This window comes from Bacillus sp. TH19, from assembly GCF_016651075.1.
In the GTDB taxonomy this organism is placed as follows: Bacteria; Bacillota; Bacilli; order Bacillales; family Bacillaceae_G; genus Bacillus_A; species Bacillus_A mycoides.
Map to the genome: position 1 here is coordinate 2,000,234 of NZ_JAEKEO010000007.1, position 21,898 is coordinate 2,022,131.

The window sequence follows — 21,898 nt, forward strand, 5'->3', positions numbered from 1 at the left end:
TATGGTTCATCACCATAACTTGGGGTTGAATTAAGGGAAGTTGAATTTTTTTCCATAAAAGACTGTAAACAAAGTGAAAACTCCCGTATCGTAATTGTTGTCGAGACAAACCACGAGAGGAGTTTTCACTTTGTACTCTAAGTTTATCAAAATGATTTTGCCATTACCATGTTTTTTTACAATTGCTTTGCCTTCCGAGAAAGAACCAGCTGTTTTTCCCGTTCAAGCCCCACCACAATCTGTTCTTTGTCCGATTTGTTTTGGAAAAACACATCGTCATGAATCCGCGATTCGTCGTTTGCGCCATGGCTTTGCTTGGCATATTGGTACAACTCTGAATTGAACTTGCCGTTCCTCGCCACCGTTGTACGTGCTGCGGCTTTACATTTACATATGATTATGGACTTGGGTTAATTCGTTCTTCCACGGCTTCATTTCGCCGTAAAATTGTGTGTCGTTGTCATTGGCGCACCTTGTCAGATGTGGCACGAGAATATGGTGTTCCTTATACGACATTAGAACGCTGGTTTTATTTCTATGCGCCCGAACAACTTGTTGAAGAAGAGGCGCAACACATTTGTGTAGATGAGTTTGCGATACGTAAAGGGCATTCTTATGCGACAAGCGTGTTAAATGCAGAAACTGGACGTATTTTGGCGATTGCCTCGGTCTTATCGAAGGTAACAGGAAACATCAAAGCGGTGGTTAGTGATTTTGCACCAGCCGTGGCGAATGCAATTCAATCCGTTTTTCAAGAAGCGGTTCACGTACTGGATCGCTTTCATTTAATCCAGTTTTTCACTGAAGCATTACGTAGACGCAGACGTTATTTAAATGAAGCGAAAAAGCATCACAAAGTACGTTTTATCGATCGTTGCCTTGCACGTCGTCCGCGTAATTTAACCGAGGAAGAAAGAGGATTTATCGTGCAATGTGGTGTTGTTTCAAAAATCGTTAAAACCTTGATTGCACGTGAAAAAGCATTACTTGATACGATTCTTTCACCACTTTCAAATGGCATTATGGAAGGCACAAATAATGAAATTAAACTAATCAAAAGACGTGGTTTTGGTTATAGAAATGATAGTCATTTCTTCCTACGTCTTCGCTTGGAAACGGGCGTTGATTTTGTCACCCCCAACTTTCGGTGATGAACTAATTATGTGATAAAAAGGGAAATATTTCATCTAGACTATAAATATTCTAACTATTTCGAATGTGAATATTTCCAAGCTTGTCCGTATAAGCTAAAATAAGGTATATAGTATTTTGGTGATTATGTAATAAGAAGATAAACACGTAAGGGTGATATAATATGTGGCGGAAGCTTACCATTATTGTAGTGTTACTTTGTTTAGCGGGATATGCAGCTTATGAACAGTTTGGTAAAGAGGATCAAGTAATGCAAGAAAAGCCTGCCAAAAGTGAAGCTGCTATGAAAGAGATTTTCGCAAGGAACGGTATTGAAATTGGAAAGAGCGCACCAGATTTTGAATTAGCAAAGATAGATGGAACGAATGTAAAGTTATCCAATTTAAAAGGAAAGAAAGTTATTTTAAACTTTTGGGCAACGTGGTGTGGGCCTTGTCAGCAAGAAATGCCTGATATGGAGGCCTTTTATAAAGAACATAAAGAAAACGTAGAAATTTTAGCTATAAACTATACTCCTTCAGAAAAAGGAGGGGGAGAAGAAAAGGTAAGGAACTTCGCTAAAGAAAAAGGAATTACTTTTCCTATTTTATTGGACAAGAACATTGATGTGACAACAGCGTATAAAGTAATTACCATTCCAACTTCTTATTTTATTGATACAGAAGGTGTCATTCAAGATAAGTTCATTGGACCGATGACGCAAAAAGAGATGGAGAAACGGATTGCTAAATTAAAATAACGGTGAAAAGGTAGAGGTGGAAAGTTACCATTTCTGCCTTTTCTTTTTCACGTAGTGATAGCAGCATGTTATGATAAAAGAAATATAAACGTTTAGAGGTAAAGGAGTGTTTGGAGTGGGGAATATATCCTTACCGTTAGATTATGTTGTAATTGATTTTGAAACAACAGGATTTAACCCTTATAATGATAAAATTATTCAAGTCGCAGCAGTGAAATATCATAATCATGAACTAGTAGATCAATTTGTTTCTTATGTGAATCCAGAGCGTTCAATTCCGGACCGAATAACAAGTTTAACAGGTATTACAAATTATCGTGTTTCAGATGCACCGACGATTGAAGAAGTATTACCTTTATTTTTAGCATTTTTACATACAAATGTTATTGTCGCTCATAATGCATCTTTTGATATGCGTTTTTTAAAAAGTAATGTAAATATGCTTGGACTACCTGAGCCTAAAAATAACGTTATTGATACTGTATTTTTAGCGAAAAAATATATGAAGCATGCGCCTAATCATAAACTTGAAACGTTAAAACGAATGCTTGGAATTCGGTTAAGTTCTCATAATGCATTTGACGACTGTATTACGTGTGCGGCTGTTTATCAAAAATGTGCAGCGGTTGAAGAAGAAGGAAAAAGAAAAGCGAATAAGGAAGTACTTGATGAAACAGCGGTATTTGAAGCAGTAAAAGAAATGCTTGTACGAAATAAACGTGATATTGAGTGGATTCGTTGTATGAATGTTGGGAGTTATTTAGATATAAAAGCCTTTTACCCAATTATAAGGTTAAAGGTCAAAGGGCGAAAGAAATATGTGTTAACAGAAAAAATGGAAGACGATGTAAGAGAAATTTGTACGAGCTTAACATACGAGGCAGCATTGAAAAGTGAGATTGGCAACACGAGAATTATGATTGACAGTGTAGAGGACATTTTGAAGCTAGAGAGCTACATTGTAGCAGAATACGATTCTGTATTACGAGCGCTGGATGAATATAGAGCAAATAAAGTAAATGCGGATGAAGAAATTAAAAAATATTTAAATACGATGGTGTAAAAAATCCCATGTGCAATATATGCGCATGGGATTTTTTATCAAAACATAAAATTTTCTTGCAAATCTGATTAAAGAGTTTTTCATTTGCTCATACTATGTAATAAGAAAGCGTAGAAGAAAGGGTGAGCAACATGAGAAGAAGTCGCCGTAGATCGTTTGAAGAACTTGTAAATGAAAATAAACAACAATTATTAAGCGATCGTGATGCAATGGATCGAATTGAAAAACGAATTGAAAAACGTTATGAAATGAAACTTTTTAAGCAGGCTGAATAATTCTTAACACTAGTACGATACTAGTGTTAAGGAGGCGATAGTAATGGGTAATCCGAAAAAGAATTCAAAAGACTTTGCACCAAATCAAATTGGAACACAATCGAAAAAAGCTGGTGGCAATAAAGGGAAGCAAATGCAAGACCAAACTGGCAAACAACCAATTGTTGATAACGGTTAAAAAAAGGAGAATGTCATCATTCTCCTTTTTGTGTGTTTGGATAATATTGTAAAAAAATATTTAAAAAGCTGACTTTCGTCAGCCTTTTTTCGTAATTGTAAAGTTTTCAACGAGTAAACGCCAATTTTGTGGGAATGGTAGACCAATCTTCCAGTAACTAATACCGCCAATGCCTTGTTCTTTCATTAAATTGAATTTACTTTGAATAGACCTCGAATCTTCAAACCAAACCTCGTGTTGTACGCCGTTTTCATCAAAGTAATTAAAATGTGGAGCTTGGGCTGTGAAATCATAGCGGATTGGAACATTGTATTTACGAGCAAGTGCAACAGCTGCGACAGAGCTAACTGCTTTTGCGGGTGGATTCCCTTGTTTGAAAGGAAGTTTCCAATCAAATCCATATAAATTTTGCCCCATCATAATTTTTTGTGGAGGCATTTGAGATTTTGCATATTGAAGTACTTCTTTTACAGGACCAATTGGGGAAATCGCCATCGGTGGTCCACCTTGCCAACCCCAGTCGTATGTCATAATGACGACGAAATCTACAATTTGTCCTTGTGCTTTATAATCGTGAGCCTCAAAAAATTTCCCTTTTTGATTTGAGCTCGTTTTCGGTACAAGTGTTGTACTTAATGTGTACCCGCTAGGTAAGCGTGTTTTCACATTTCGTAAAAAACGATTATACGCTTCGCGATCTTCAGGTGCCACACTCTCGAAATCGAAATGAATGTCTCGCATGCCATATTTTTCAGCTGTTTGCAAAATGTTAGTAATAAACTTGTTTTGAATTGTTGCATCGCGTAAAATAACCGAGGTCAGATCGGCACTGAAATTTCCATTTTCAATATTTGTAATAACGAGCATAGGGATGGTGTTACCTTGCGTTGCAATATTAGCGATTTTCGCTGTTTCCGTCGGTTCTTTTAAAGTGCCGTCTCTTTTTGCTTCAAAGCTGAAGTAGGCTAAATATGTTAAAAATGGATTAATAGCACGTGTAGCATTTACTAAACTTTCTTTTATCGGTATTGTTGAAGGCTGTAAATAAGCAATGGATTCTACTGCTCGTTTTGTTCCTTTCGGTATATATAATTGCTGTCCGACATGGAGAATAGATTTTAATGAAAGGTTATTAACTTTAGCTAAACTGGCGAGAGGGACGTTATACGTTTGAGAAATTCGATAAAGGCTGTCACCTGGCTGTACATAATAATTATTGCCTTTTGTATTAACGATAAGTGCCTGACCAACAACGAGTGTTTCAGCTGGATTTAGTCCATTGTCTTTTACAATTTCTTCAGGTGTAGATCCGTACTTTGATGCTAAACCATAAACACTATCACCGCTACGAACAGTTACAATTTGGATCATGTGCTTGCCCCTTTCGGTAAAAGATTCACTGTTTTTATTTTATTTTTGATTCCACTGTATTATGATTAAATGTATGCAAGGTAGCAGAAGTGAAAGAAGGCGAATAGAAATGTTTGTAGCAGAACATGAAGTTGAAATCCGCTATGCGGAAACAGACCAGATGGGTGTTGTTTACCATTCAAACTATTTAGTGTGGCTGGAACTTGGGCGCACTAAACTTATACAAGAATTAGGATTTTCATATGTTGAAATGGAGAAAGAGGGAATTATTTCTCCTGTATTAGACTTGCAAATTTCATATCGTAAAGCGATGCGTTACGGCGAAAAAGCTATTGTGAAAACGTGGGTTGATACTGTGAGCCCGCTCCGCGTTGTATATGGATATGAAATTTATAATAGTGATGGCGAACTTTGTATTACTGCAAGCACGACGAATATTTGTGCGAAAAAAGAAGGTTTCCGCCCTGTATCATTTAAAAAATTATATCCTGAGTGGTATGCGAAATATGAGGAAATTAAAAAGAAATAAAGTGAAACTTTAATCAGTGGGGGTCTTACTACCCGCAAATAGTGGGATAAAAAAAGCGTGGCAGAAGCCACGCTTTTTTATTTTTCATAATTAAATTGAGGGAAATCATCACCGTCGTTAAGTGTAACTAATAAATTATGTCCATCGAAGAACCACTCATCATCGCCTTCAATAAAGAAGTTAATACCTTCTTCTTGAGTTTGAACAGCAGGGTGCGCAGGGTCATCTTTACGAATACCTAAAGAAAGTCCTTTTTGCACAGTACTGCAACCGCCGTATTGTACGAAAAGGCGTATTGTTTCACCCGATTGTAAGTTTAATTCGTTTTTATACCATTGTGCTGCTTCTTTTGTTACGGAAAGATTCATGTATAGTTCCTCCAAATTATGTTGCTTTTTCTTTTAGTATAAAAAATAACGCAAAAAGACGCTATTAATATGCTTCACGTTTTCTTTTTGCGTTATGTGGGTTACGATCTTATTTTTGCTTTTTTGAAAAGTTTGCTTTTGGTTCAGTTTTATTTATAATTCGTCCGATATTTGCACGGTGTTTATAAATAACCATACCTGCTAATAAACACATCGCAATAATGAAGATTTTATCCCCGCTAACAATGGATGCAATAACAGCAACGACAGCTGTTATCATAGAAGAAAGTGATACGTATCTTGTTGTAAATAAAAGGCTGAAAAAGACAACAGCTAATATTGCAAAAACAACTGGTGAATAGCATAATAGCACCCCAGCAGAAGTTGCAACTGCTTTCCCCCCGCGGAATTTTGCGAAGATCGGATAGACATGTCCAAGAACAGCGGCTAATCCAAACCATAGTGGGTGAATATCTGACCCGAAAATAATCGGTAGACCTGTTGCTAATGTACCTTTTAAAATGTCAGCAATTGTTACGATAAAACCTGCTTTTTTCCCTAATGTACGGAATGTATTTGTTCCGCCTAGATTACCGCTTCCATGCTCACGAATGTCGATTCCATAACCAATTTTTCCAACGACTAATGCAAATGGAATCGAACCGAGTAGATAGGCAACGATAAATAAAAGATATGTAATAACCATGAGTTCAGTCTCCTTTATACAAATGTGTTGATAAAGGGTAAAAAGAGTTTTTCCCATTTATTGTACCATACATTTGTAAAGAGCACATTTCTTTTTTATAAATGAAAAAGTCATTAATTTTTAAAAAAACTTTCACAGGAATGTTACATTTTTCACAGGAACAGAAGAACTATATGTTGTATGATTTTAATCAAAAGAAAACAACATGTTGGTGGAGGGTTATGAATGTTGAAACAAAATGTACGTGGAGAAGAATTAATGAAAGTATTTGAGACAATTATCCACGGTAATGAACAAGATTTAATGCAGGAAAATGCAAATGTAGATGGTCGATCTCCAATGGGAGTAATGGGAACGTTCGCATCTGAGAGCGCAAAGTATTATGCAGTAGAAAAATTATTATCAGATCAAGTGAAAAAAGCGATAAATCAAAATATATTATATCCACATGATTTAGATTTTTATGCAACAGGAACGACGACTTGTTCGCAAATTCCGTTAGCGCAAATGCTAGCTAACGGTTTTCATACTGGACATGGACATATGAGACAACCGCAAGACATTAAAAGTGCGTTGGCGCTTTCTTCAATTATTTTTCAGGCGAATCAAAATATGCAACACGGTGGTCAATCGTTTGCACTCTTTGATATTGATTTAGCTCCATATGTGAGAAAAACAGTAAAGAGACATAAAAAACGACTACAGTCATATCCGCTTACGAAAGAACAAATAGAGGAATTTGCATGGAAAGAGACAGAAAATGATACGTATCAGGCGTGTGAGGCTTTCGTTCATAATTCAAATAGTATGCATAGTAGGGGCGGGGGACAAGTACCATTTATTTCTATTAACTACGGAACAGACACATCGAAAGAGGGAAGACTTTTAATTAAGCAACTTTTAAAAGCGACGCAAGCTGGACTTGGTAAAGGGGAAACACCGATTTTTCCTATTCAAATTTTCAAAATGAAAAAAGGCGTGAACTTTGAAGAGTGTGATCCGAACTATGATTTATTTGAATTAGCGTTAGAAACGACCGCTGAGCGATTATTCCCTAACTTTTCGTTTTTAGATGCTCCGTTTAATGCTGTGCATTATGATGGTCGACCTGAAAGTGAAGTATGTTATATGGGGTGCCGTACTCGTGTTATGTCTAATATACATGGGGAAGAAACAGCAATTGGAAGAGGGAATTTATCGTTTACTTCTATTAATTTAGTGAAATTAGCGCTAATTAGTGGTTCAAAAGAAGCGTTTTTTGAAGCGCTAAGTTATTATTTAGATTTAGGCGTTAAGCAATTATTAGAGAGATTTGCTTATCAATGTACAAAGAGAGCAAGAGATTTTCAGTTCTTATATTCACAAGGTGTATGGCGTGGTGGAGAGACGTTACAACCTGAAGATGCTGTGGCACCGATTTTAAAACAAGGGACGTTAAGTCTTGGTTTTATCGGTCTTGCAGAATGTTTAGTAGCGTTAACTGGAAAGCATCATGGAGAAAATGAAGAATCGTGGAAGCTTGGATATGAAATTATTTCCTTTATGAGAGAGAGAATGGATAAGGCGATGGAAGAACATCAACTCAATTTCTCTGTAATTGCAACGCCTGCAGAAGGTTTATCAGGTAAGTTTGTGAAAAAAGATAGAGAAGAATTTGGTGAGATTAGCGGTATAACGAACCATAATTACTATACGAATTCATTCCATATTCCAGTTTATTATAACATTCAAGCGATAAATAAAATTCGTTTAGAAGGACCTTTCCATGCCCTATGTAACGGGGGACATATTACGTATATTGAACTAGACGGAGCAGCTATGCATAACAAAAAGGCATTAAAGCAAATTGTGCAAGCGATGGCAGAGAATGGCGTTGGGTACGGTTCAATAAATCATCCTGTTGATCGTTGTAAGTGCTGTAGTTATCACGGAGTTATTGGGAATGAATGTCCAAGCTGTGGAAATGAAGATGAGGCTAATATAGAAAGAATTCGCCGTATAACGGGCTATCTTGTAGGAGATATGTCGAAGTGGAATAGTGCGAAACGTAGTGAAGAGATGGATCGGGTGAAGCATAAATGAAAGTTATGAATATCATTCATGATAGTGTAGTAGATGGAGAAGGGTTGCGGACAGTCGTGTTTTTTGCGGGCTGTCCGCATCGTTGTTTCGGGTGCCATAACCCGAAATCTTGGAATGTTTGCAATGGAACTGAAATGACGGTAGAAGAAATTGTGAAAGAGATTGAAAGTAATTCATTAACAGATGTAACATTTTCAGGTGGAGATCCATTCTTCCAAGCTGCCGAAGTGAAAAAAGTAGCAAAAGCTGTGAAAGATTTGAAAAAAAATCTATGGATGTATACAGGTTATACGTTAGAAGAGATACAGAGTTCTCGAAATAATGATATGATAGAGTTGTTACAGTATGGGGATGTTTTAGTCGATGGAAGATTTGAAATCGAGAAAAAAGATTTAACACTTCCATTTCGCGGAAGCTCCAATCAACGTATTATTCGATTGAAAGAGTAAAAAGGCGGGATAGATTATATGAATAAAACAGTATTACTTGTTGAAGATGAAAGAAGATTACGTGAAATTGTTAGTGATTATTTTCGTAATGAAGGCTTTGAAGTAATCGAAGCAGAAGACGGGAAAAAAGCGTTAGAATTATTTGCAGAGCATGAAATTGATTTAATTATGTTAGATATTATGTTACCAGAAATAGATGGATGGTCTGTTTGTAGACGAATTAGAAAAGAATCAGCAGTACCAATTATTATGCTAACAGCACGTTCGGATGAGGATGATACATTACTAGGTTTTGAATTAGGTGCAGATGAGTATGTAACGAAACCATTTAGCCCGAAAGTGTTAGTAGCTCGCGCGAAGACGTTATTGAAACGTGCGGATGGAGCGGTAGGAGTATCAGAAGAAAATAATATGTCTTTAGCTGGAATAGAAGTGAATCGACTATCTAGAACAGTTTTAGTAGATGGTGAAGAAATTATATTGACACATAAGGAGTTTGAACTTCTTGTTTATTTAATGGAGAACAAAGGAATTGTGTTGTCACGTCAACATTTATTAGATCAGTTATGGGGATATGATTACTACGGTGATGACCGAACGGTTGATACACATATTAAAAAACTGCGAAATAAGCTAGGAGATAAGGCGAAGCATATCGGCACTGTTATTCGAGTAGGTTACAAATTCGAAGAATAACCTTTAAGTTACTATGCATCTCGGCTTTGGGATATAGCAAATTTACACTCTCCTTTGTAGGTGGAATGTACAAAAAATACTTTTTTTGTCTACAATGGTAGATAGGAGTATTTTTTTAATTGGATTTCACGATGAGTTCACAAGAAGGACACAAAATGTGACTATACTGAAAGTACGAATTCACCAGGGAGGGGAAATAAAACATGGGATATTACGACGGACCGAATTTGAATGAAGAGCATAGTGAAACGAGAGAAGTGAAAAAATCAGGTAGTAAAAAAGGATATTTTTTCACAGGTTTAGTTGGAGCTGTAGTCGGGGCGGTTTCGATTAGTTTTGCAGCACCGTACATGCCATGGGTGCAAAATAATAATGCAGCTGTTTCGTCATTCAATTCTAATAAACAAGTAGAAGGAACTGTAGTTCCAGTTGTAAATAAAGCGAAAAATGAAACTGATTTACCGGGAATGATCGAAGGCGCGAAGGATGTTGTTGTAGGTGTTATTAATATGCAACAAAGTGTTGATCCATTTGCAATGCAACCGACAGGCCAAGAGCAACAAGCTGGCTCAGGATCAGGTGTTATTTATAAAAAAGCAGGAAATAAAGCGTATATTGTAACGAACAACCATGTAGTAGATGGAGCAAATAAACTTGCTGTAAAACTAAGTGATGGTAAAAAGGTAGATGCAAAGCTTGTAGGGAAAGACCCTTGGTTAGATTTAGCGGTTGTAGAAATTGATGGATCTAATGTAAATAAAGTTGCCACTTTAGGTGATTCAAGTAAACTTCGTGCGGGTGAAAAAGCGATTGCAATCGGTAACCCACTTGGGTTTGATGGAAGTGTAACAGAAGGTATTATTAGTAGCAAAGAACGTGAAATTCCAGTAGATATTGATGGCGATAAGCGTGCAGATTGGAATGCTCAAGTTATTCAAACAGATGCAGCGATTAACCCAGGTAATAGTGGTGGTGCGTTATTTAACCAAAACGGTGAAATAATTGGGATTAATTCAAGTAAAATTGCACAACAAGAAGTTGAAGGAATTGGATTTGCTATTCCAATTAATATTGCAAAGCCAGTTATTGAATCCCTTGAAAAAGAAGGAGTGGTGAAACGTCCAGCACTAGGAGTCGGTGTCGTTTCATTAGAAGATGTGCAAGCTTATGCAGTAAATCAATTAAAAGTGCCAAAAGAAGTAACAAACGGCGTTGTATTAGGTAAAATCTATCCAATATCACCAGCGGAAAAAGCTGGTTTAGAGCAATATGATATAGTAGTAGCGTTAGATGATCAAAAAGTAGAGAATTCACTTCAATTCCGTAAATATTTATATGAAAAGAAAAAAGTAGGCGAGAAAGTAGAAGTTACATTCTATCGCAATGGCCAAAAAATGACGAAAACAGCTACATTAGCAGATAATTCAGCTACAAAGAATCAATAATCGGAATAAAAGAAAGTCTCTTTCATGTTGAAAGAGACTTTCTTTATCGGATATACTAAAGAAATAGGAGGGATAAATTATGATAATTGAAAACCCAACTCGTACGGAAATTGGTGAAGTATTAAAGAAAAGTAAAACGATTGCAGTTGTTGGATTATCAGATAAGCCAGAACGCACATCGTATATGGTTTCAAAAGCAATGCAAGATGCTGGGTACCGCATTATTCCAGTAAATCCAACAGTAGATGAAGTACTCGGAGAAAAGGCGGTTTCTTCACTGACGGATATTAAAGAACATGTTGATATTGTAAATGTGTTTCGTCGCTCAGAATTTTTAAAGGATGTTGCGAAAGAGTTTGTAGAGATTGATGCAGATGTTTTCTGGGCACAATTAGGAGTACAAGATGAAGATACATATAAACTTTTACAAGAAAAAGGCTACACAGTAATAATGGATCGTTGCATTAAAGTAGAGCATGTAATGACAAAATAGTATAGATTTTAAAGATAGAAAGATTGATTCAGCCCTCGCTTTTTACATAAGTAGGGCGGATGAACGAGGTGTTCATCATGAGATTTTTTAAAGGCTGTTTTTGGGGATTGTTACTTGTTATCCCATTTTGGATATTGATCATTTGGATCATGATAAAGGTTTGGAATGTATAATGTTGGAATACATATCCATTTCTCGTTGACAAACGATTATTTTTCTGAAATAGTAGCCTAGAGGAATCCTTGTGAAAAAAAACAAGGATTTTTCTATTGAAAATAGTATATAAAAGAGATAAGATAACTTGCCAAAACTATAGTCGAGGCGTTATTCTATAATAGAAACATATGTTCTGATTTGATTAGGAAAGGGGCAAGGAGTTTGGCGAAGCATCAGTTCCAATATAATGAAGATGCAATTCAAGTGTTAGAAGGACTTGAAGCCGTTCGAAAACGCCCGGGTATGTATATCGGGAGTACGGATAGCCGTGGATTGCATCATTTAGTATATGAAATAGTAGATAACTCCGTTGATGAAGCATTAGCGGGATTTGGCGACGAAATTTCTGTCGTAATACATAAAGATAATAGTATTAGCGTAATTGATAAAGGGCGAGGAATGCCTACGGGAATGCATAAGCTTGGAAAGCCGACACCTGAAGTTATTTTAACAGTACTTCATGCTGGTGGTAAGTTTGGCCAAGGAGGCTATAAAACGAGTGGTGGTTTACACGGTGTTGGGGCATCAGTTGTAAACGCCTTATCAGAATGGCTAGTAGTAACGATTAAGCGAGATGGTAGCATTTATGAACAACGCTTTGAAAATGGTGGTACTCCTGCAACGACGTTAGAGAAAATCGGGAAAACGAAAGAGTCTGGTACAACGATGCACTTCAAACCAGATACAACTATTTTCAGCACAACAAATTATAATTATGAAACATTATGTGAGAGATTACGTGAATCTGCATTCTTATTAAAAGGAATGAAAATCTCGATAAAAGATGAGCGTAATGATTTAGAAGATGTGTTTCATTATGAAACAGGAATTGAGGCTTTCGTTTCATACTTAAACGAAGAGAAAGATTCGATTCATCCAGTTGTATATTTCTCGGGTGAGCAAAATGGAATTGAAGCAGAGTTAGCCTTTCAGTTTAATGATGGTTACTCAGAAAACATTCTTTCGTTTGTAAATAATGTACGTACAAAAGACGGTGGTACACACGAAGCTGGATTTAAAACAGCAATGACACGTGTGTTCAATGAGTATGCTCGTAAAGTTTCTTTATTAAAAGAAAAAGACAAAAATTTAGAGGGTACAGATATTCGAGAAGGATTAGCTTCGATTGTTTCTGTACGTGTACCAGAAGACGTACTCCAGTTTGAAGGGCAAACGAAAGGGAAACTAGGTACAAGTGAAGCTCGTTCTTCAATTGATGCAATTGTATCTGAGCATTTAGCTTACTTTTTAGAAGAAAACCCGGATGTAGCTACACTTCTTGTGAGAAAGGCAATTAAAGCAGCACAAGCACGTGAGGCTGCTCGTAAAGCGAGAGAAGAAGCGCGTACTGGTAAGAAGAAGAAAAAATCAGAAGGTACTTTAAGCGGGAAGTTAACACCTGCACAATCACGTAATCCTCAAAAAAACGAATTGTATTTAGTAGAGGGTGACTCGGCTGGTGGTTCAGCAAAGCAAGGGCGAGATCGTCGTTTCCAAGCGGTACTACCATTACGTGGTAAAGTAATTAACACGGAAAAAGCAAAGCTTGCTGATATTTTTAAGAACGAAGAGATCAATACGATTATTTACGCAATTGGCGGAGGCGTAGGGAATGAGTTCGCTGTTGAAGATATTAACTACGATAAAGTTGTTATTATGACCGATGCAGATACGGATGGAGCACATATTCAAGTGTTACTACTGACGTTCTTCTACCGTTATATGAAACCACTTATTGAAGCTGGTAAAGTATTTATCGCACTTCCACCTTTATATAAAGTAAGTAAAGGAAAAGGGAAAAGTGAAGTAATTGAATATGCATGGTCTGATGAAGAATTAGGTGATGTAACGAAAAAGGTCGGTAAAGGCTACATGTTGCAGCGCTATAAAGGACTTGGCGAAATGAATGCCGATCAATTATGGGAAACAACGATGAACCCTGAAACACGTACGTTAATCCGTGTGAAAATTGACGATGCATCAAGAGCCGAGCGCCGAGTTACGACATTGATGGGGGATAAAGTAGAACCTCGCCGTAAATGGATTGAGCGTAATGTACAATTTGGTATGCAAGAAGAAGGAAATATTTTAGAAAATGAAATGATTATGGAGACGGAGGTGGAATAACATGCAGGCAGAGAAGTTTCATGACCTCCCGCTTGAAGACGTGTTAGGTGACCGCTTTGCACGTTATAGTAAATATATTATTCAAGACCGCGCGCTTCCAGATGCGCGTGACGGTTTAAAACCGGTACAAAGACGTATTTTATATTCTATGTATGTAGAAGGAAACGTACATGATAAAGCGTTTCGTAAATCAGCTAAAACAGTAGGTAATGTTATCGGTAATTATCATCCACATGGTGATTCCTCTGTATATGAGGCGATGGTCCGTTTAAGTCAAACTTGGAAAGTACGTAATGTTTTAGTTGAAATGCACGGAAATAACGGTAGTGTTGATGGGGATCCAGCAGCGGCAATGCGTTATACGGAAGCACGTTTATCACCAATCGCATCTGAGTTATTACGTGATCTTGATAAAGAAACAGTAGAATTCGTGTCAAACTTTGATGATACGAGTGAAGAACCTATTGTATTACCGGCAATGTTCCCGAACTTATTAGTGAACGGATCTACAGGGATTTCCGCTGGTTATGCAACAGAAATTCCACCGCATCATCTTGGAGAAGTAATTGATGCTACAATTATGCGTATCGATCAACCGAATAGTTCTGTGGAGGACTTGTTAACAGTTATTAAAGGACCAGATTTCCCTACAGGTGGTATTATACAAGGGATAGATGGCATTAAAAAAGCGTATGAAACAGGTAAAGGTAAAATTATTATTCGCGGAAAAGCAGAGGTTGAAACGATTCGTGGCGGGAAGCAACAAATCGTTATTACAGAAATTCCGTACGAAGTAAATAAAGCGAATCTTGTTAAGAAAATGGATGAATTACGTATAGATAAAAAGCTAGATGGAATTGCTGAAGTACGTGATGAGACAGATCGTACAGGTCTTCGTATCGTTGTAGAATTAAAAAAGAAGCGAATGCTGAAGGTATTTTAAATTATTTATATAAAAATACAGATTTACAAATTCCATACAACTTTAATATGGTAGCGATAAATAATCGTCGTCCGACACTTATGACATTACCTAAGATTTTGGATGCATATATTGGACATCAGAAAGAAGTTGTTACAAGACGCTCACAATATGAATTAAGAAAAGCAGAAAATCGTCAGCATATTGTAGAAGGTTTAAAGAAAGCATTATCAATTTTAGATGAAGTGATTGAAACAATCCGTGGGTCTAAAGATAAGCGTAATGCGAAAGATAATTTAAGTGCGAAATTTGGATTTACAGAGGCGCAGTCAGAAGCAATTGTTTCACTGCAATTATATCGTTTAACAAATACAGATATTACAGCGCTAGAGCAAGAAGCAGCGGAACTTAGTAAGAAAATTATAGAGTTACAGTCAATTTTACAAAGTGAAAAAAGACTTTTTCAAGTTATTAAAACAGATTTGAAGAGAGTAAAGAAAACATATAGTGATAATCGCCGTGCGATAATTGAAGAGGAAATTGAAGAAATTAAAATCGATGTGGAAGTTATGATTCCGCAAGAAGATGTCATCGTTACTGTAACGAAAGAAGGCTATGTGAAACGAACAGGTTGGCGTTCGCATAATGCATCGAACGGGAAATACTTCGGTATGAAAGAGGGTGACATCTTACTTGAGCGTTTCGATACAAACACGACAGAAACCGTTCTTTTATTTACGAACAAAGGAAATTATATTTATCTTCCTGTGTATGAAATGCCAGAAATTCGTTGGAAAGATTTAGGTCAACACGTTGCGAATCTTGTTTCACTCGAGCGAGATGAATCGTTAATTTGGGCAACAGTCGTACCGAATTTTGAAGAAGAAAAACGATTTATCGTATTTGTTACACGAAACGGTATGATTAAGAAAACAGAATTAAACCAATATAAAGTGCAGCGTTATTCACGGGCATTCGTTGCTGTAAACTTGAAAAAAGATGATGAAGTTGTTGATATATTTGCGACAGATGGGACAAGTGATATTGTTCTTGCAACACATGGTGCATATGCACTTGTATTCAATGAAGAAGAAGTAAGTCCAGTTGGTGTCAGAGCAGCTGGTGTGAAAGCAATTAATTTAAAAGAAGATGACTATGTTGCTTCTGGTAAACCGTTAAATGGTGAAAAAGATCAACTTATTCTCGTTACGCAGCGAGGTGCTGTGAAACGTATAAAGGCATCGGAAATTGAGAAATCAACGAGGGCGAAGCGAGGCCTTGTAATTTTTAAAGAGTTAAAACGTAATCCGTACCGCATTGTCGGTATTGAAATTGTTCGAGATGATGAATTAGTTTACATGAAGACAGAGAAACACATTGTAGAAGAAATTGATCCGAAAGCGTTTCGCAATAAAGACCGGTATAGTAATGGTAGTTTAGTACTAGATGTTAATGATACTGGTGAAGTAATTGAAACGTGGACAAAGAAAAGAACGGAATAAAGTGAAACTTTAATTAGTGGGGTTTTTTCCATCCCCCACTGATTATTAGCCTTCACCAATCGGGCTTTTACGGGCAGTTGGTCTCCCGCCTAACCTCCCTCGCATTCGCCTTATTTTGAGGTGGGAGTCTTCCTGCGCGTTAATGCGGGATAAAGGGAGCATCTTGCTATGAATGATAGTAAGATGCTTTTTTCTAAGCAAATCATTATGTATATAAAAATAATCTTGTTATAATGATGAAATGAAATCGTTCTCATAAAGTGAAACTTTAATCAGTGGGGATTTTCTTTATCCCCACTGATTATTAGTTGAACCAATCGGGCTTTTACGAGCAGTTGATTCCTCACCTAATTTCTTTGCTTTCGCTGAATTTTGAGTTAGGAATCTTACTGCTCGTTAAAGCGGGACAAATGGAGGGGCAACATGAAAAAAATAGGTGTAGGGATTGTAGGATTTGGATTTTCTAGTACAACATTTCACATCCCGTTATTACAAACGATAGAAGAATACGATATTCGTGCTATTTTATCATCAAAAGAAGAAGTAGTGAAACAAGCATTACCAAATGCTGAAGTTGTTGGTACAATTGATGAATTAGTAAATCGAGCTGATATTGACTTAGTGGTCATTACTTCGCCGAATACAACCCATTTTCCATATGTAAAAGAAGCAATTGTACACGGTAAGCATGTTGTTGTGGAAAAACCATTCGTTGTTTCAATTGAAGAAGGAGAAGAACTTATTTCATTAGCGAACCGACATAATGTCGTTTTAAGTGTGTATCATAATCGCCGTTTGGATAATGATTTCTTAACGATAAAGAAATTATTACAAGAAAAAAGAATAGGGAATGTATACGCATATGAAGCGCATTTCGATCGTTTCCGCCCACATGTACGCGATCGCTGGAGAGAAAAGAACTTACCAGGATCAGGTATATTATATGATTTAGGATCGCATTTAATTGACCAAGCATTATCATTATTTGGGAAACCAGATGCGATAAGCGCAGATGTAATAAAACAACGACCAGGTGCAGAAGTGGATGATTACTTCCATGTTGTACTTCACTATGGAGTGAAGCGCGTTATTTTACATAGTAGCAGTTACGTAAAGCAAGCTGGACCACATTTTACACTGCATGGAGATAAAGGTTCTATCGTGAAGTATGGTATGGATTCACAGGAAGAACAATTAAAGACTGGAATGAAGCCAGGGGATAATGGTTATGGAGCAGACTCTGAAGAGAATTTTGCTACTTTAGAAACAGAAGAAAGCTTAGAGCGTATTCCAACGGAAGTCGGCTGCTATGACATGTATTATAAAGGCGTGCGAGATAGCATATTAAATGGTGAAAAACTACCTGTAACTGCTCAAGAAGGTTTAGACGTTATTAAATTGATTAAATTGGCGACTGAAAGTAGTGAAACGGGTAGAGTCATTGCGGTAAAATAAAAAAGACACGAATTTCGTGTCTTTTTTTATTAGGAATATGCGAATATGACTCATTATTTAGTTTAGTCGTTTGTCATACATTAATTGGATTTGTATGCCGTAAGGATCTTCAATAATACCATATGCTTCACTAAATATATTTTTTTCTAGTGGAGAGATTATTTTCACATGCTTATCGGAAATTAAATTATTATAAAATCTTTGTATTTCTTCTAAATCAGCACTTTGAATGCAAAGTGACATGTTATTTCCAACGCTATAACGTTCAGTAGGGTTCATTGTATCTTCGGCTATCATTAGCTTTGTATTCCCAATTTGTAAAACAGAGTGGGCAATATGATCTTTATTTTCACTTGTAATTTCAAAAGAACTATCTCTTTTGGCCAGTTCTTCATACGTAACAATCATTAACTTCTTGGCCTCTAAATTACGTGTATAAAAATTAATTGCCTCCTTTGCTTGCCCATTCATTGAAAGAAAAATAGCTATTTCTAATGTCATAAATATATAACTCCTTTATTAGTTAATAATTATAATATAGACTAAAAAGGTTTCAATACATGACACCTTTTATGGAGGGAAATATGAAAAAAACTGAACGAATAAATGATATGCTTATTTTCTTAAATAATAAAAGATATTTTAATTTAAAAGATTTAATGGTTAGATATGATATTTCTAAAAGTACCGCGTTGCGAGATATTCAATCATTAGAAGAAATAGGTGTACCAATATATTCTGAACTAGGTAGAAATGGGAGTTATAAAATTATAGAAAATAGTGTGTTATCACCAATATATTTTAGTGTGGATGAAATGTATGCGTTATACTTTTCGATGCTTACATTAAATGGATACAAAACAAAGCCATTTAATATAGAAAGTATTGCGCTTGAAAATAAATTTAAACATGTATTACCTGATAATGTGAGTAAAAATATTTCAATCATGGAACGAACGCTTTCCTTTGAAGTAACAAATCATAGTAACTTTAGTCCGTTCTTAAAAGAACTTTTACAGGGGATTTTTGCTGAGCGAGTTTATCATTTAACATATTTAAAAAAAGATGAGGAGAAAGTATTGGTCGCCCAATTTATTCGAATAGAATCTAAATTTGGCCAGTGGTATGCTAAAATCTTTAATTTTGAGACAAATCATGTTCAAATAATTAGATGTGATAAAATTCTTTCTATTGTGGAAACAAGCAATACGAATTCAAAAAATCTTGAAGAATTGTTAAGTTATCTTACTAATTTTCATAGAAGGCCTGATGCAACTGATTTTATTGTCGTTGTTAATCAAAAAGGAAAAGACATTTTTGATAAAGAGAATTATCCTTCCATGAAGATACAAAAAGAAAACGAAAATTACATTATAACAGGCTATTTTAATAAACAAGAAGTTGATTTTATCTCGAACTATTTTCTGAATTTCGGAGAAACGATTATCTCAATTCAGCCTGTTATGCTAAAAGAGTTAATCTATAATAAGGTATTATCTATAAAGCAGCATTTAACTTCGTTAAGAGAAAATTAGTATTAATAATTTTTTTAACACCAAAAAGCCCTTGAGATTTAAATATCCAAAGGGCTTTTTTGTGATGGTATTTGTTCTTTAGAAACATTATTTTTCTGGGACGGACAGTCCATAAAAGAACATCGTAACGATATCTTCTATATGTTTTTCGCGATCTCCTTCAAGAAGCTGAGCCCCGAAATCATCACCTAGTTTAGTGAACATTTGAATGTATAGTAACATCATTTCTTTAGTAAGGTGAGGGTTAATTTCATTTTTTTGCTGTGCTTGTTCTAGTATTTCTAAATACCAAGGCAAGATTTTTTCGTTTTGATAACTATAAATAAACTTTCGGAGCTCATCATCTCTTTGCATCATTTGTAGTAACATATCCGGCTGAAATAACCCCCAGTATTCATTTTTCTTACAATCATTTTTTGCATCATCTCATGAAAAGGTAATTTTTCTTCTGCAAGTTTTTTATAATATTGAAATTCAGATATTATAAATTCTTGTATAAGCTCCCTAAATAACGCATCTTTACTTCCGAAATGATTATAAATTGTCACTTGAGAAACGTTTGCTTTTTTTGCAATATGTTCTATTTTCACTTCATTAAAGCCACGTTCTGAAAATAATGTAAAGGCCGCATCTTTAATGGCACTTTTTTCTTTTCTTTCACTTTTTCAAAGCCGTTCAATACAATCACCTCATTTAAAATATACAAGAAAAAATAATTGAAAACAATATTTTTGAAATATGGACATATAAATATTTCAAAAAGTTGTTGCGAATATGAAAGATGAGGAGTACAATAATTTTGAAATATCACATGTTAAATATTTCAAAAAATGAGGTGGGTTTATGATTTCAGTTCAAAATGTTACAAAACAGTTTTCAAATGGAAAAGGCTTGTTTGATATTACATTTGAAGTGAAAGAAGGAGAAGTTTTTGGCTACTTAGGACCAAATGGTGCTGGGAAATCAACAACGATTCGTAATTTAATGGGATTTATAAAACCGACGGCTGGTAAAGCGACAATTTTCGGATTAGATTGTTGGGAAGATGCTGCGAAAATTCAAAGAGAAGTTGGCTATTTACCAGGAGAAATTTCTTTTATTGAAGGAATGAATGGATTAGAATTTTTAAATTTGATGCAAGGAATGCGTGGGTTAAAAAATATAAAAAGACGAGATAAATTGATAGAACGTTTGCAGTTCGATGTGAAAACACCAATTCGAAAAATGTCTAAAGGAATGAAACAAAAAGTAGGTATAGTTGCGGCATTTATGCATGATCCAGAAGTGTTAATTTTAGATGAACCGACATCAGGACTCGATCCACTTATGCAACAAGTATTTATAGATTTAATATTAGAGGAAAAGCAAAGAGGAAAAACAATCCTTATGTCATCACATATTTTCACTGAAATTGAGAGAACTTGTGACAGAGTAGCTATTATTAAAGATGGTTGTCTTGTAACCGTTGAAAACATTCATAATTTACAAGGCATGAGAAGACAGGTGATAGATGTAACAGTATCATCTCAAGAAGAAATCGAATCTCTTAAACAATGTGATTTGCAATTTGAAGGAATGAAAGGTAGAGAGGCGTCAATTATTGTGCAAGGAAACTATCAAACTGTTTTACAAATACTTTCAAACTATAATGTAACTGCACTTCAAACGAGAGCGACGGATTTAGAACATTTATTTATGCATTATTACGAGAAGAAAGAAGGGGTAAAGCATGAATAAACAACTATTTTTAGCTAGTTTGAAAGAAACGAAAAAAAGTATATTCAGCTATGCTACTGGTGCAGCTCTTTATTTATGGTTATTAATTTGGATATTCCCATCGATGGTTTCAGCCAAAGGTTTAAATGAATTAATAAGTGCCATGCCTGATAGTGTGAAAAAAATTGTTGGAATGGAAAGTCCGATTCAAAATGTAATGGATTTTTTAGCTGGTGAATATTATAGTCTATTGTTTATTATCATTTTAACAATTTTTTGTGTCACGGTTGCAACGCATCTAATTGCTCGTCATGTAGATAAAGGGGCGATGGCATATTTATTAGCAACACCTGTATCCAGGGTGCAAATTGCAATTACACAAGCTACTGTTCTCATATTGGGGCTACTAATAATTGTAATTGTCACTTATGTAGCTGGTATATTAGGTGCAGATTGGTTTTTAAAAGATAATAACTTAAATAAAGAATTATTTTTGAAAATAAATTTAGTTGGAGGGCTTATATTTTTAGTAGTTAGTGCCTATTCATTTTTCTTTTCTTGTATATGTAATGATGAAAGAAAGGCACTTAGCTACTCAGCCAGTTTAACAATCTTATTTTTCGTATTAGATATGGTAGGGAAATTAAGTGATAAGTTAGAGTGGATGAGAAATATATCTTTATTTACATTGTTTCGTCCGAAAGAAATTGCTGAAGGAACATATAATATATGGCCAGTAAGTATAGGCTTAACTGCTGGAGCACTTTGTATCTTCATAGTAGCAATTGTAGTGTTTAGGAAGAGGGATTTACCGTTGTAAATTAGAAAGTCCACTGAGAAAGTGGGCTTTTTTTGTTTTTGTAGGAAAGAGATCTCTAG

General features: G+C 35.6%; 21 protein-coding genes and 2 pseudogenes. 18 read left to right on the forward strand and 5 right to left on the reverse strand.

Annotated features, from left to right (window positions below; genetic code table 11):
- Positions 1-130 precede the first annotated feature (130 nt).
- From JFU54_RS14150 to sspN, 6 genes are all read left to right on the forward strand, one after another.
- On the forward strand, positions 131-343 hold the full coding sequence (locus JFU54_RS14150) for a hypothetical protein (RefSeq protein WP_078205708.1): 213 nt from the start codon (positions 131-133) through the stop codon (positions 341-343).
- 139 nt (positions 344-482) lie between these two features.
- Positions 483-1,151, forward strand: coding sequence for a transposase (locus JFU54_RS14155; RefSeq protein ID WP_201064838.1), 669 nt, complete (start codon positions 483-485; stop codon positions 1,149-1,151).
- Positions 1,152-1,315: 164 nt separating this feature from the next.
- Positions 1,316-1,891: a TlpA family protein disulfide reductase gene (locus JFU54_RS14160; RefSeq protein WP_002128499.1), complete on the forward strand. Its 576-nt coding sequence runs from the start codon at positions 1,316-1,318 to the stop codon at positions 1,889-1,891.
- Positions 1,892-2,006: 115 nt separating this feature from the next.
- Positions 2,007-2,954 (forward strand): 3'-5' exonuclease, encoded by a 948-nt coding sequence (locus JFU54_RS14165; RefSeq protein ID WP_016100849.1) that lies wholly within the window; start codon positions 2,007-2,009, stop codon positions 2,952-2,954.
- Between the two features lie 131 nt (positions 2,955-3,085).
- On the forward strand, positions 3,086-3,229 hold the full coding sequence (locus tag JFU54_RS14170; protein WP_002014298.1) for an FbpB family small basic protein: 144 nt from the start codon (positions 3,086-3,088) through the stop codon (positions 3,227-3,229).
- A 43-nt stretch (positions 3,230-3,272) separates the two neighbouring features.
- Positions 3,273-3,407, forward strand: coding sequence for an acid-soluble spore protein SspN (sspN, locus tag JFU54_RS14175; RefSeq protein ID WP_000527988.1), 135 nt, complete (start codon positions 3,273-3,275; stop codon positions 3,405-3,407).
- Positions 3,408-3,485: 78 nt separating this feature from the next.
- Here sspN and JFU54_RS14180 read toward each other — a convergent pair whose 3' ends face one another.
- Positions 3,486-4,778: a glycoside hydrolase family 18 protein gene (locus JFU54_RS14180; protein ID WP_002066644.1), complete on the reverse strand. Its 1,293-nt coding sequence runs from the start codon at positions 4,776-4,778 to the stop codon at positions 3,486-3,488.
- Positions 4,779-4,887: 109 nt separating this feature from the next.
- On the opposite strand from JFU54_RS14180, the gene JFU54_RS14185 reads away from it, so the two are divergent.
- Complete coding sequence (locus tag JFU54_RS14185; protein WP_002142699.1) at positions 4,888-5,307, forward strand: acyl-CoA thioesterase; 420 nt, start codon at positions 4,888-4,890, stop codon at positions 5,305-5,307.
- A gap of 77 nt (positions 5,308-5,384) precedes the next feature.
- On the opposite strand, the gene JFU54_RS14190 is transcribed toward JFU54_RS14185, so the two are convergent.
- Together JFU54_RS14190 and plsY are read right to left on the reverse strand one after the other, a co-directional pair.
- The gene (locus JFU54_RS14190; RefSeq protein ID WP_002033558.1) at positions 5,385-5,675 is read right to left on the reverse strand and encodes a HesB/YadR/YfhF family protein; all 291 of its coding nucleotides are present in this window, start codon (positions 5,673-5,675) and stop codon (positions 5,385-5,387) included.
- Between the two features lie 109 nt (positions 5,676-5,784).
- Positions 5,785-6,381: a glycerol-3-phosphate 1-O-acyltransferase PlsY gene (gene plsY, locus JFU54_RS14195; RefSeq protein WP_002014306.1), complete on the reverse strand. Its 597-nt coding sequence runs from the start codon at positions 6,379-6,381 to the stop codon at positions 5,785-5,787.
- Between the two features lie 225 nt (positions 6,382-6,606).
- On the opposite strand from plsY, the gene JFU54_RS14200 reads away from it, so the two are divergent.
- The 8 genes and pseudogenes from JFU54_RS14200 (at position 6,607) to JFU54_RS14235 (ending at position 17,768) form a co-directional block, all read left to right on the forward strand.
- On the forward strand, positions 6,607-8,463 hold the full coding sequence (locus tag JFU54_RS14200) for an anaerobic ribonucleoside triphosphate reductase (RefSeq protein ID WP_201064841.1): 1,857 nt from the start codon (positions 6,607-6,609) through the stop codon (positions 8,461-8,463).
- Positions 8,460-8,912 (forward strand): anaerobic ribonucleoside-triphosphate reductase activating protein, encoded by a 453-nt coding sequence (gene nrdG, locus JFU54_RS14205; RefSeq protein WP_002137702.1) that lies wholly within the window; start codon positions 8,460-8,462, stop codon positions 8,910-8,912. Before JFU54_RS14200 ends, nrdG begins: the two co-directional genes overlap by 4 nt.
- A gap of 18 nt (positions 8,913-8,930) precedes the next feature.
- The gene (locus JFU54_RS14210; RefSeq protein ID WP_201064844.1) at positions 8,931-9,608 is read left to right on the forward strand and encodes a response regulator transcription factor; all 678 of its coding nucleotides are present in this window, start codon (positions 8,931-8,933) and stop codon (positions 9,606-9,608) included.
- Positions 9,609-9,811: 203 nt separating this feature from the next.
- Complete coding sequence (locus JFU54_RS14215; RefSeq protein WP_002014311.1) at positions 9,812-11,053, forward strand: S1C family serine protease; 1,242 nt, start codon at positions 9,812-9,814, stop codon at positions 11,051-11,053.
- Between the two features lie 79 nt (positions 11,054-11,132).
- On the forward strand, positions 11,133-11,546 hold the full coding sequence (locus JFU54_RS14220) for a CoA-binding protein (RefSeq protein ID WP_002014313.1): 414 nt from the start codon (positions 11,133-11,135) through the stop codon (positions 11,544-11,546).
- A gap of 378 nt (positions 11,547-11,924) precedes the next feature.
- Positions 11,925-13,889 (forward strand): DNA topoisomerase IV subunit B, encoded by a 1,965-nt coding sequence (gene parE / locus JFU54_RS14225; protein ID WP_002014314.1) that lies wholly within the window; start codon positions 11,925-11,927, stop codon positions 13,887-13,889.
- Between the two features lies 1 nt (position 13,890).
- Positions 13,891-16,313 (forward strand): annotated as a pseudogene (gene parC, locus JFU54_RS14230) (DNA topoisomerase IV subunit A).
- A gap of 423 nt (positions 16,314-16,736) precedes the next feature.
- Positions 16,737-17,768 carry an oxidoreductase gene (locus JFU54_RS14235; RefSeq protein WP_201064847.1) on the forward strand — a complete coding sequence of 344 codons (1,032 nt, stop codon included), beginning with the start codon at positions 16,737-16,739 and terminating at the stop codon, positions 17,766-17,768.
- A 57-nt stretch (positions 17,769-17,825) separates the two neighbouring features.
- On the opposite strand, the gene JFU54_RS14240 is transcribed toward JFU54_RS14235, so the two are convergent.
- Positions 17,826-18,269 (reverse strand): VOC family protein, encoded by a 444-nt coding sequence (locus JFU54_RS14240; RefSeq protein ID WP_201064850.1) that lies wholly within the window; start codon positions 18,267-18,269, stop codon positions 17,826-17,828.
- Positions 18,270-18,328: 59 nt separating this feature from the next.
- On the opposite strand from JFU54_RS14240, the gene JFU54_RS14245 reads away from it, so the two are divergent.
- Complete coding sequence (locus tag JFU54_RS14245) at positions 18,329-19,303, forward strand: helix-turn-helix transcriptional regulator (RefSeq protein ID WP_002190369.1); 975 nt, start codon at positions 18,329-18,331, stop codon at positions 19,301-19,303.
- A gap of 87 nt (positions 19,304-19,390) precedes the next feature.
- Here the strand turns inward: JFU54_RS14245 and JFU54_RS14250 are convergent.
- A pseudogene (locus JFU54_RS14250) lies at positions 19,391-19,982 on the reverse strand (TetR/AcrR family transcriptional regulator).
- Between the two features lie 164 nt (positions 19,983-20,146).
- On the opposite strand from JFU54_RS14250, the gene JFU54_RS14255 reads away from it, so the two are divergent.
- Positions 20,147-21,040, forward strand: a complete 894-nt coding sequence (locus JFU54_RS14255) for an ABC transporter ATP-binding protein (protein ID WP_201064853.1) — start codon at positions 20,147-20,149, stop codon at positions 21,038-21,040.
- Entirely contained in the window at positions 21,033-21,839 is an 807-nt protein-coding gene (locus tag JFU54_RS14260) for an ABC transporter permease subunit (protein WP_201064856.1), read from the forward strand. Before JFU54_RS14255 ends, JFU54_RS14260 begins: the two co-directional genes overlap by 8 nt.
- Positions 21,840-21,898 lie beyond the last annotated feature (59 nt).

Bases quoted from the DNA above. Each gene is read 5' to 3' on its own strand.
- sspN (WP_000527988.1), top strand. From the start codon at position 3,273: ATGGGTAATCCGAAAAAGAATTCAAAAGACTTTGCACCAAATCAAATT.
- JFU54_RS14180 (WP_002066644.1), bottom strand. From the start codon at position 4,778: ATGATCCAAATTGTAACTGTTCGTAGCGGTGATAGTGTTTATGGTTTA.
- nrdG (WP_002137702.1), top strand. From the start codon at position 8,460: ATGAAAGTTATGAATATCATTCATGATAGTGTAGTAGATGGAGAAGGG.
- JFU54_RS14200 (WP_201064841.1), top strand. From the start codon at position 6,607: ATGTTGAAACAAAATGTACGTGGAGAAGAATTAATGAAAGTATTTGAG.
- JFU54_RS14215 (WP_002014311.1), top strand. From the start codon at position 9,812: ATGGGATATTACGACGGACCGAATTTGAATGAAGAGCATAGTGAAACG.
- JFU54_RS14255 (WP_201064853.1), top strand. From the start codon at position 20,147: ATGATTTCAGTTCAAAATGTTACAAAACAGTTTTCAAATGGAAAAGGC.
- JFU54_RS14235 (WP_201064847.1), top strand. From the start codon at position 16,737: ATGAAAAAAATAGGTGTAGGGATTGTAGGATTTGGATTTTCTAGTACA.
- plsY (WP_002014306.1), bottom strand. From the start codon at position 6,381: ATGGTTATTACATATCTTTTATTTATCGTTGCCTATCTACTCGGTTCG.
- JFU54_RS14220 (WP_002014313.1), top strand. From the start codon at position 11,133: ATGATAATTGAAAACCCAACTCGTACGGAAATTGGTGAAGTATTAAAG.
- JFU54_RS14185 (WP_002142699.1), top strand. From the start codon at position 4,888: ATGTTTGTAGCAGAACATGAAGTTGAAATCCGCTATGCGGAAACAGAC.
- JFU54_RS14210 (WP_201064844.1), top strand. From the start codon at position 8,931: ATGAATAAAACAGTATTACTTGTTGAAGATGAAAGAAGATTACGTGAA.
- JFU54_RS14160 (WP_002128499.1), top strand. From the start codon at position 1,316: ATGTGGCGGAAGCTTACCATTATTGTAGTGTTACTTTGTTTAGCGGGA.
- JFU54_RS14190 (WP_002033558.1), bottom strand. From the start codon at position 5,675: ATGAATCTTTCCGTAACAAAAGAAGCAGCACAATGGTATAAAAACGAA.
- JFU54_RS14260 (WP_201064856.1), top strand. From the start codon at position 21,033: ATGAATAAACAACTATTTTTAGCTAGTTTGAAAGAAACGAAAAAAAGT.
- JFU54_RS14245 (WP_002190369.1), top strand. From the start codon at position 18,329: ATGACACCTTTTATGGAGGGAAATATGAAAAAAACTGAACGAATAAAT.
- JFU54_RS14170 (WP_002014298.1), top strand. From the start codon at position 3,086: ATGAGAAGAAGTCGCCGTAGATCGTTTGAAGAACTTGTAAATGAAAAT.
- JFU54_RS14240 (WP_201064850.1), bottom strand. From the start codon at position 18,269: ATGACATTAGAAATAGCTATTTTTCTTTCAATGAATGGGCAAGCAAAG.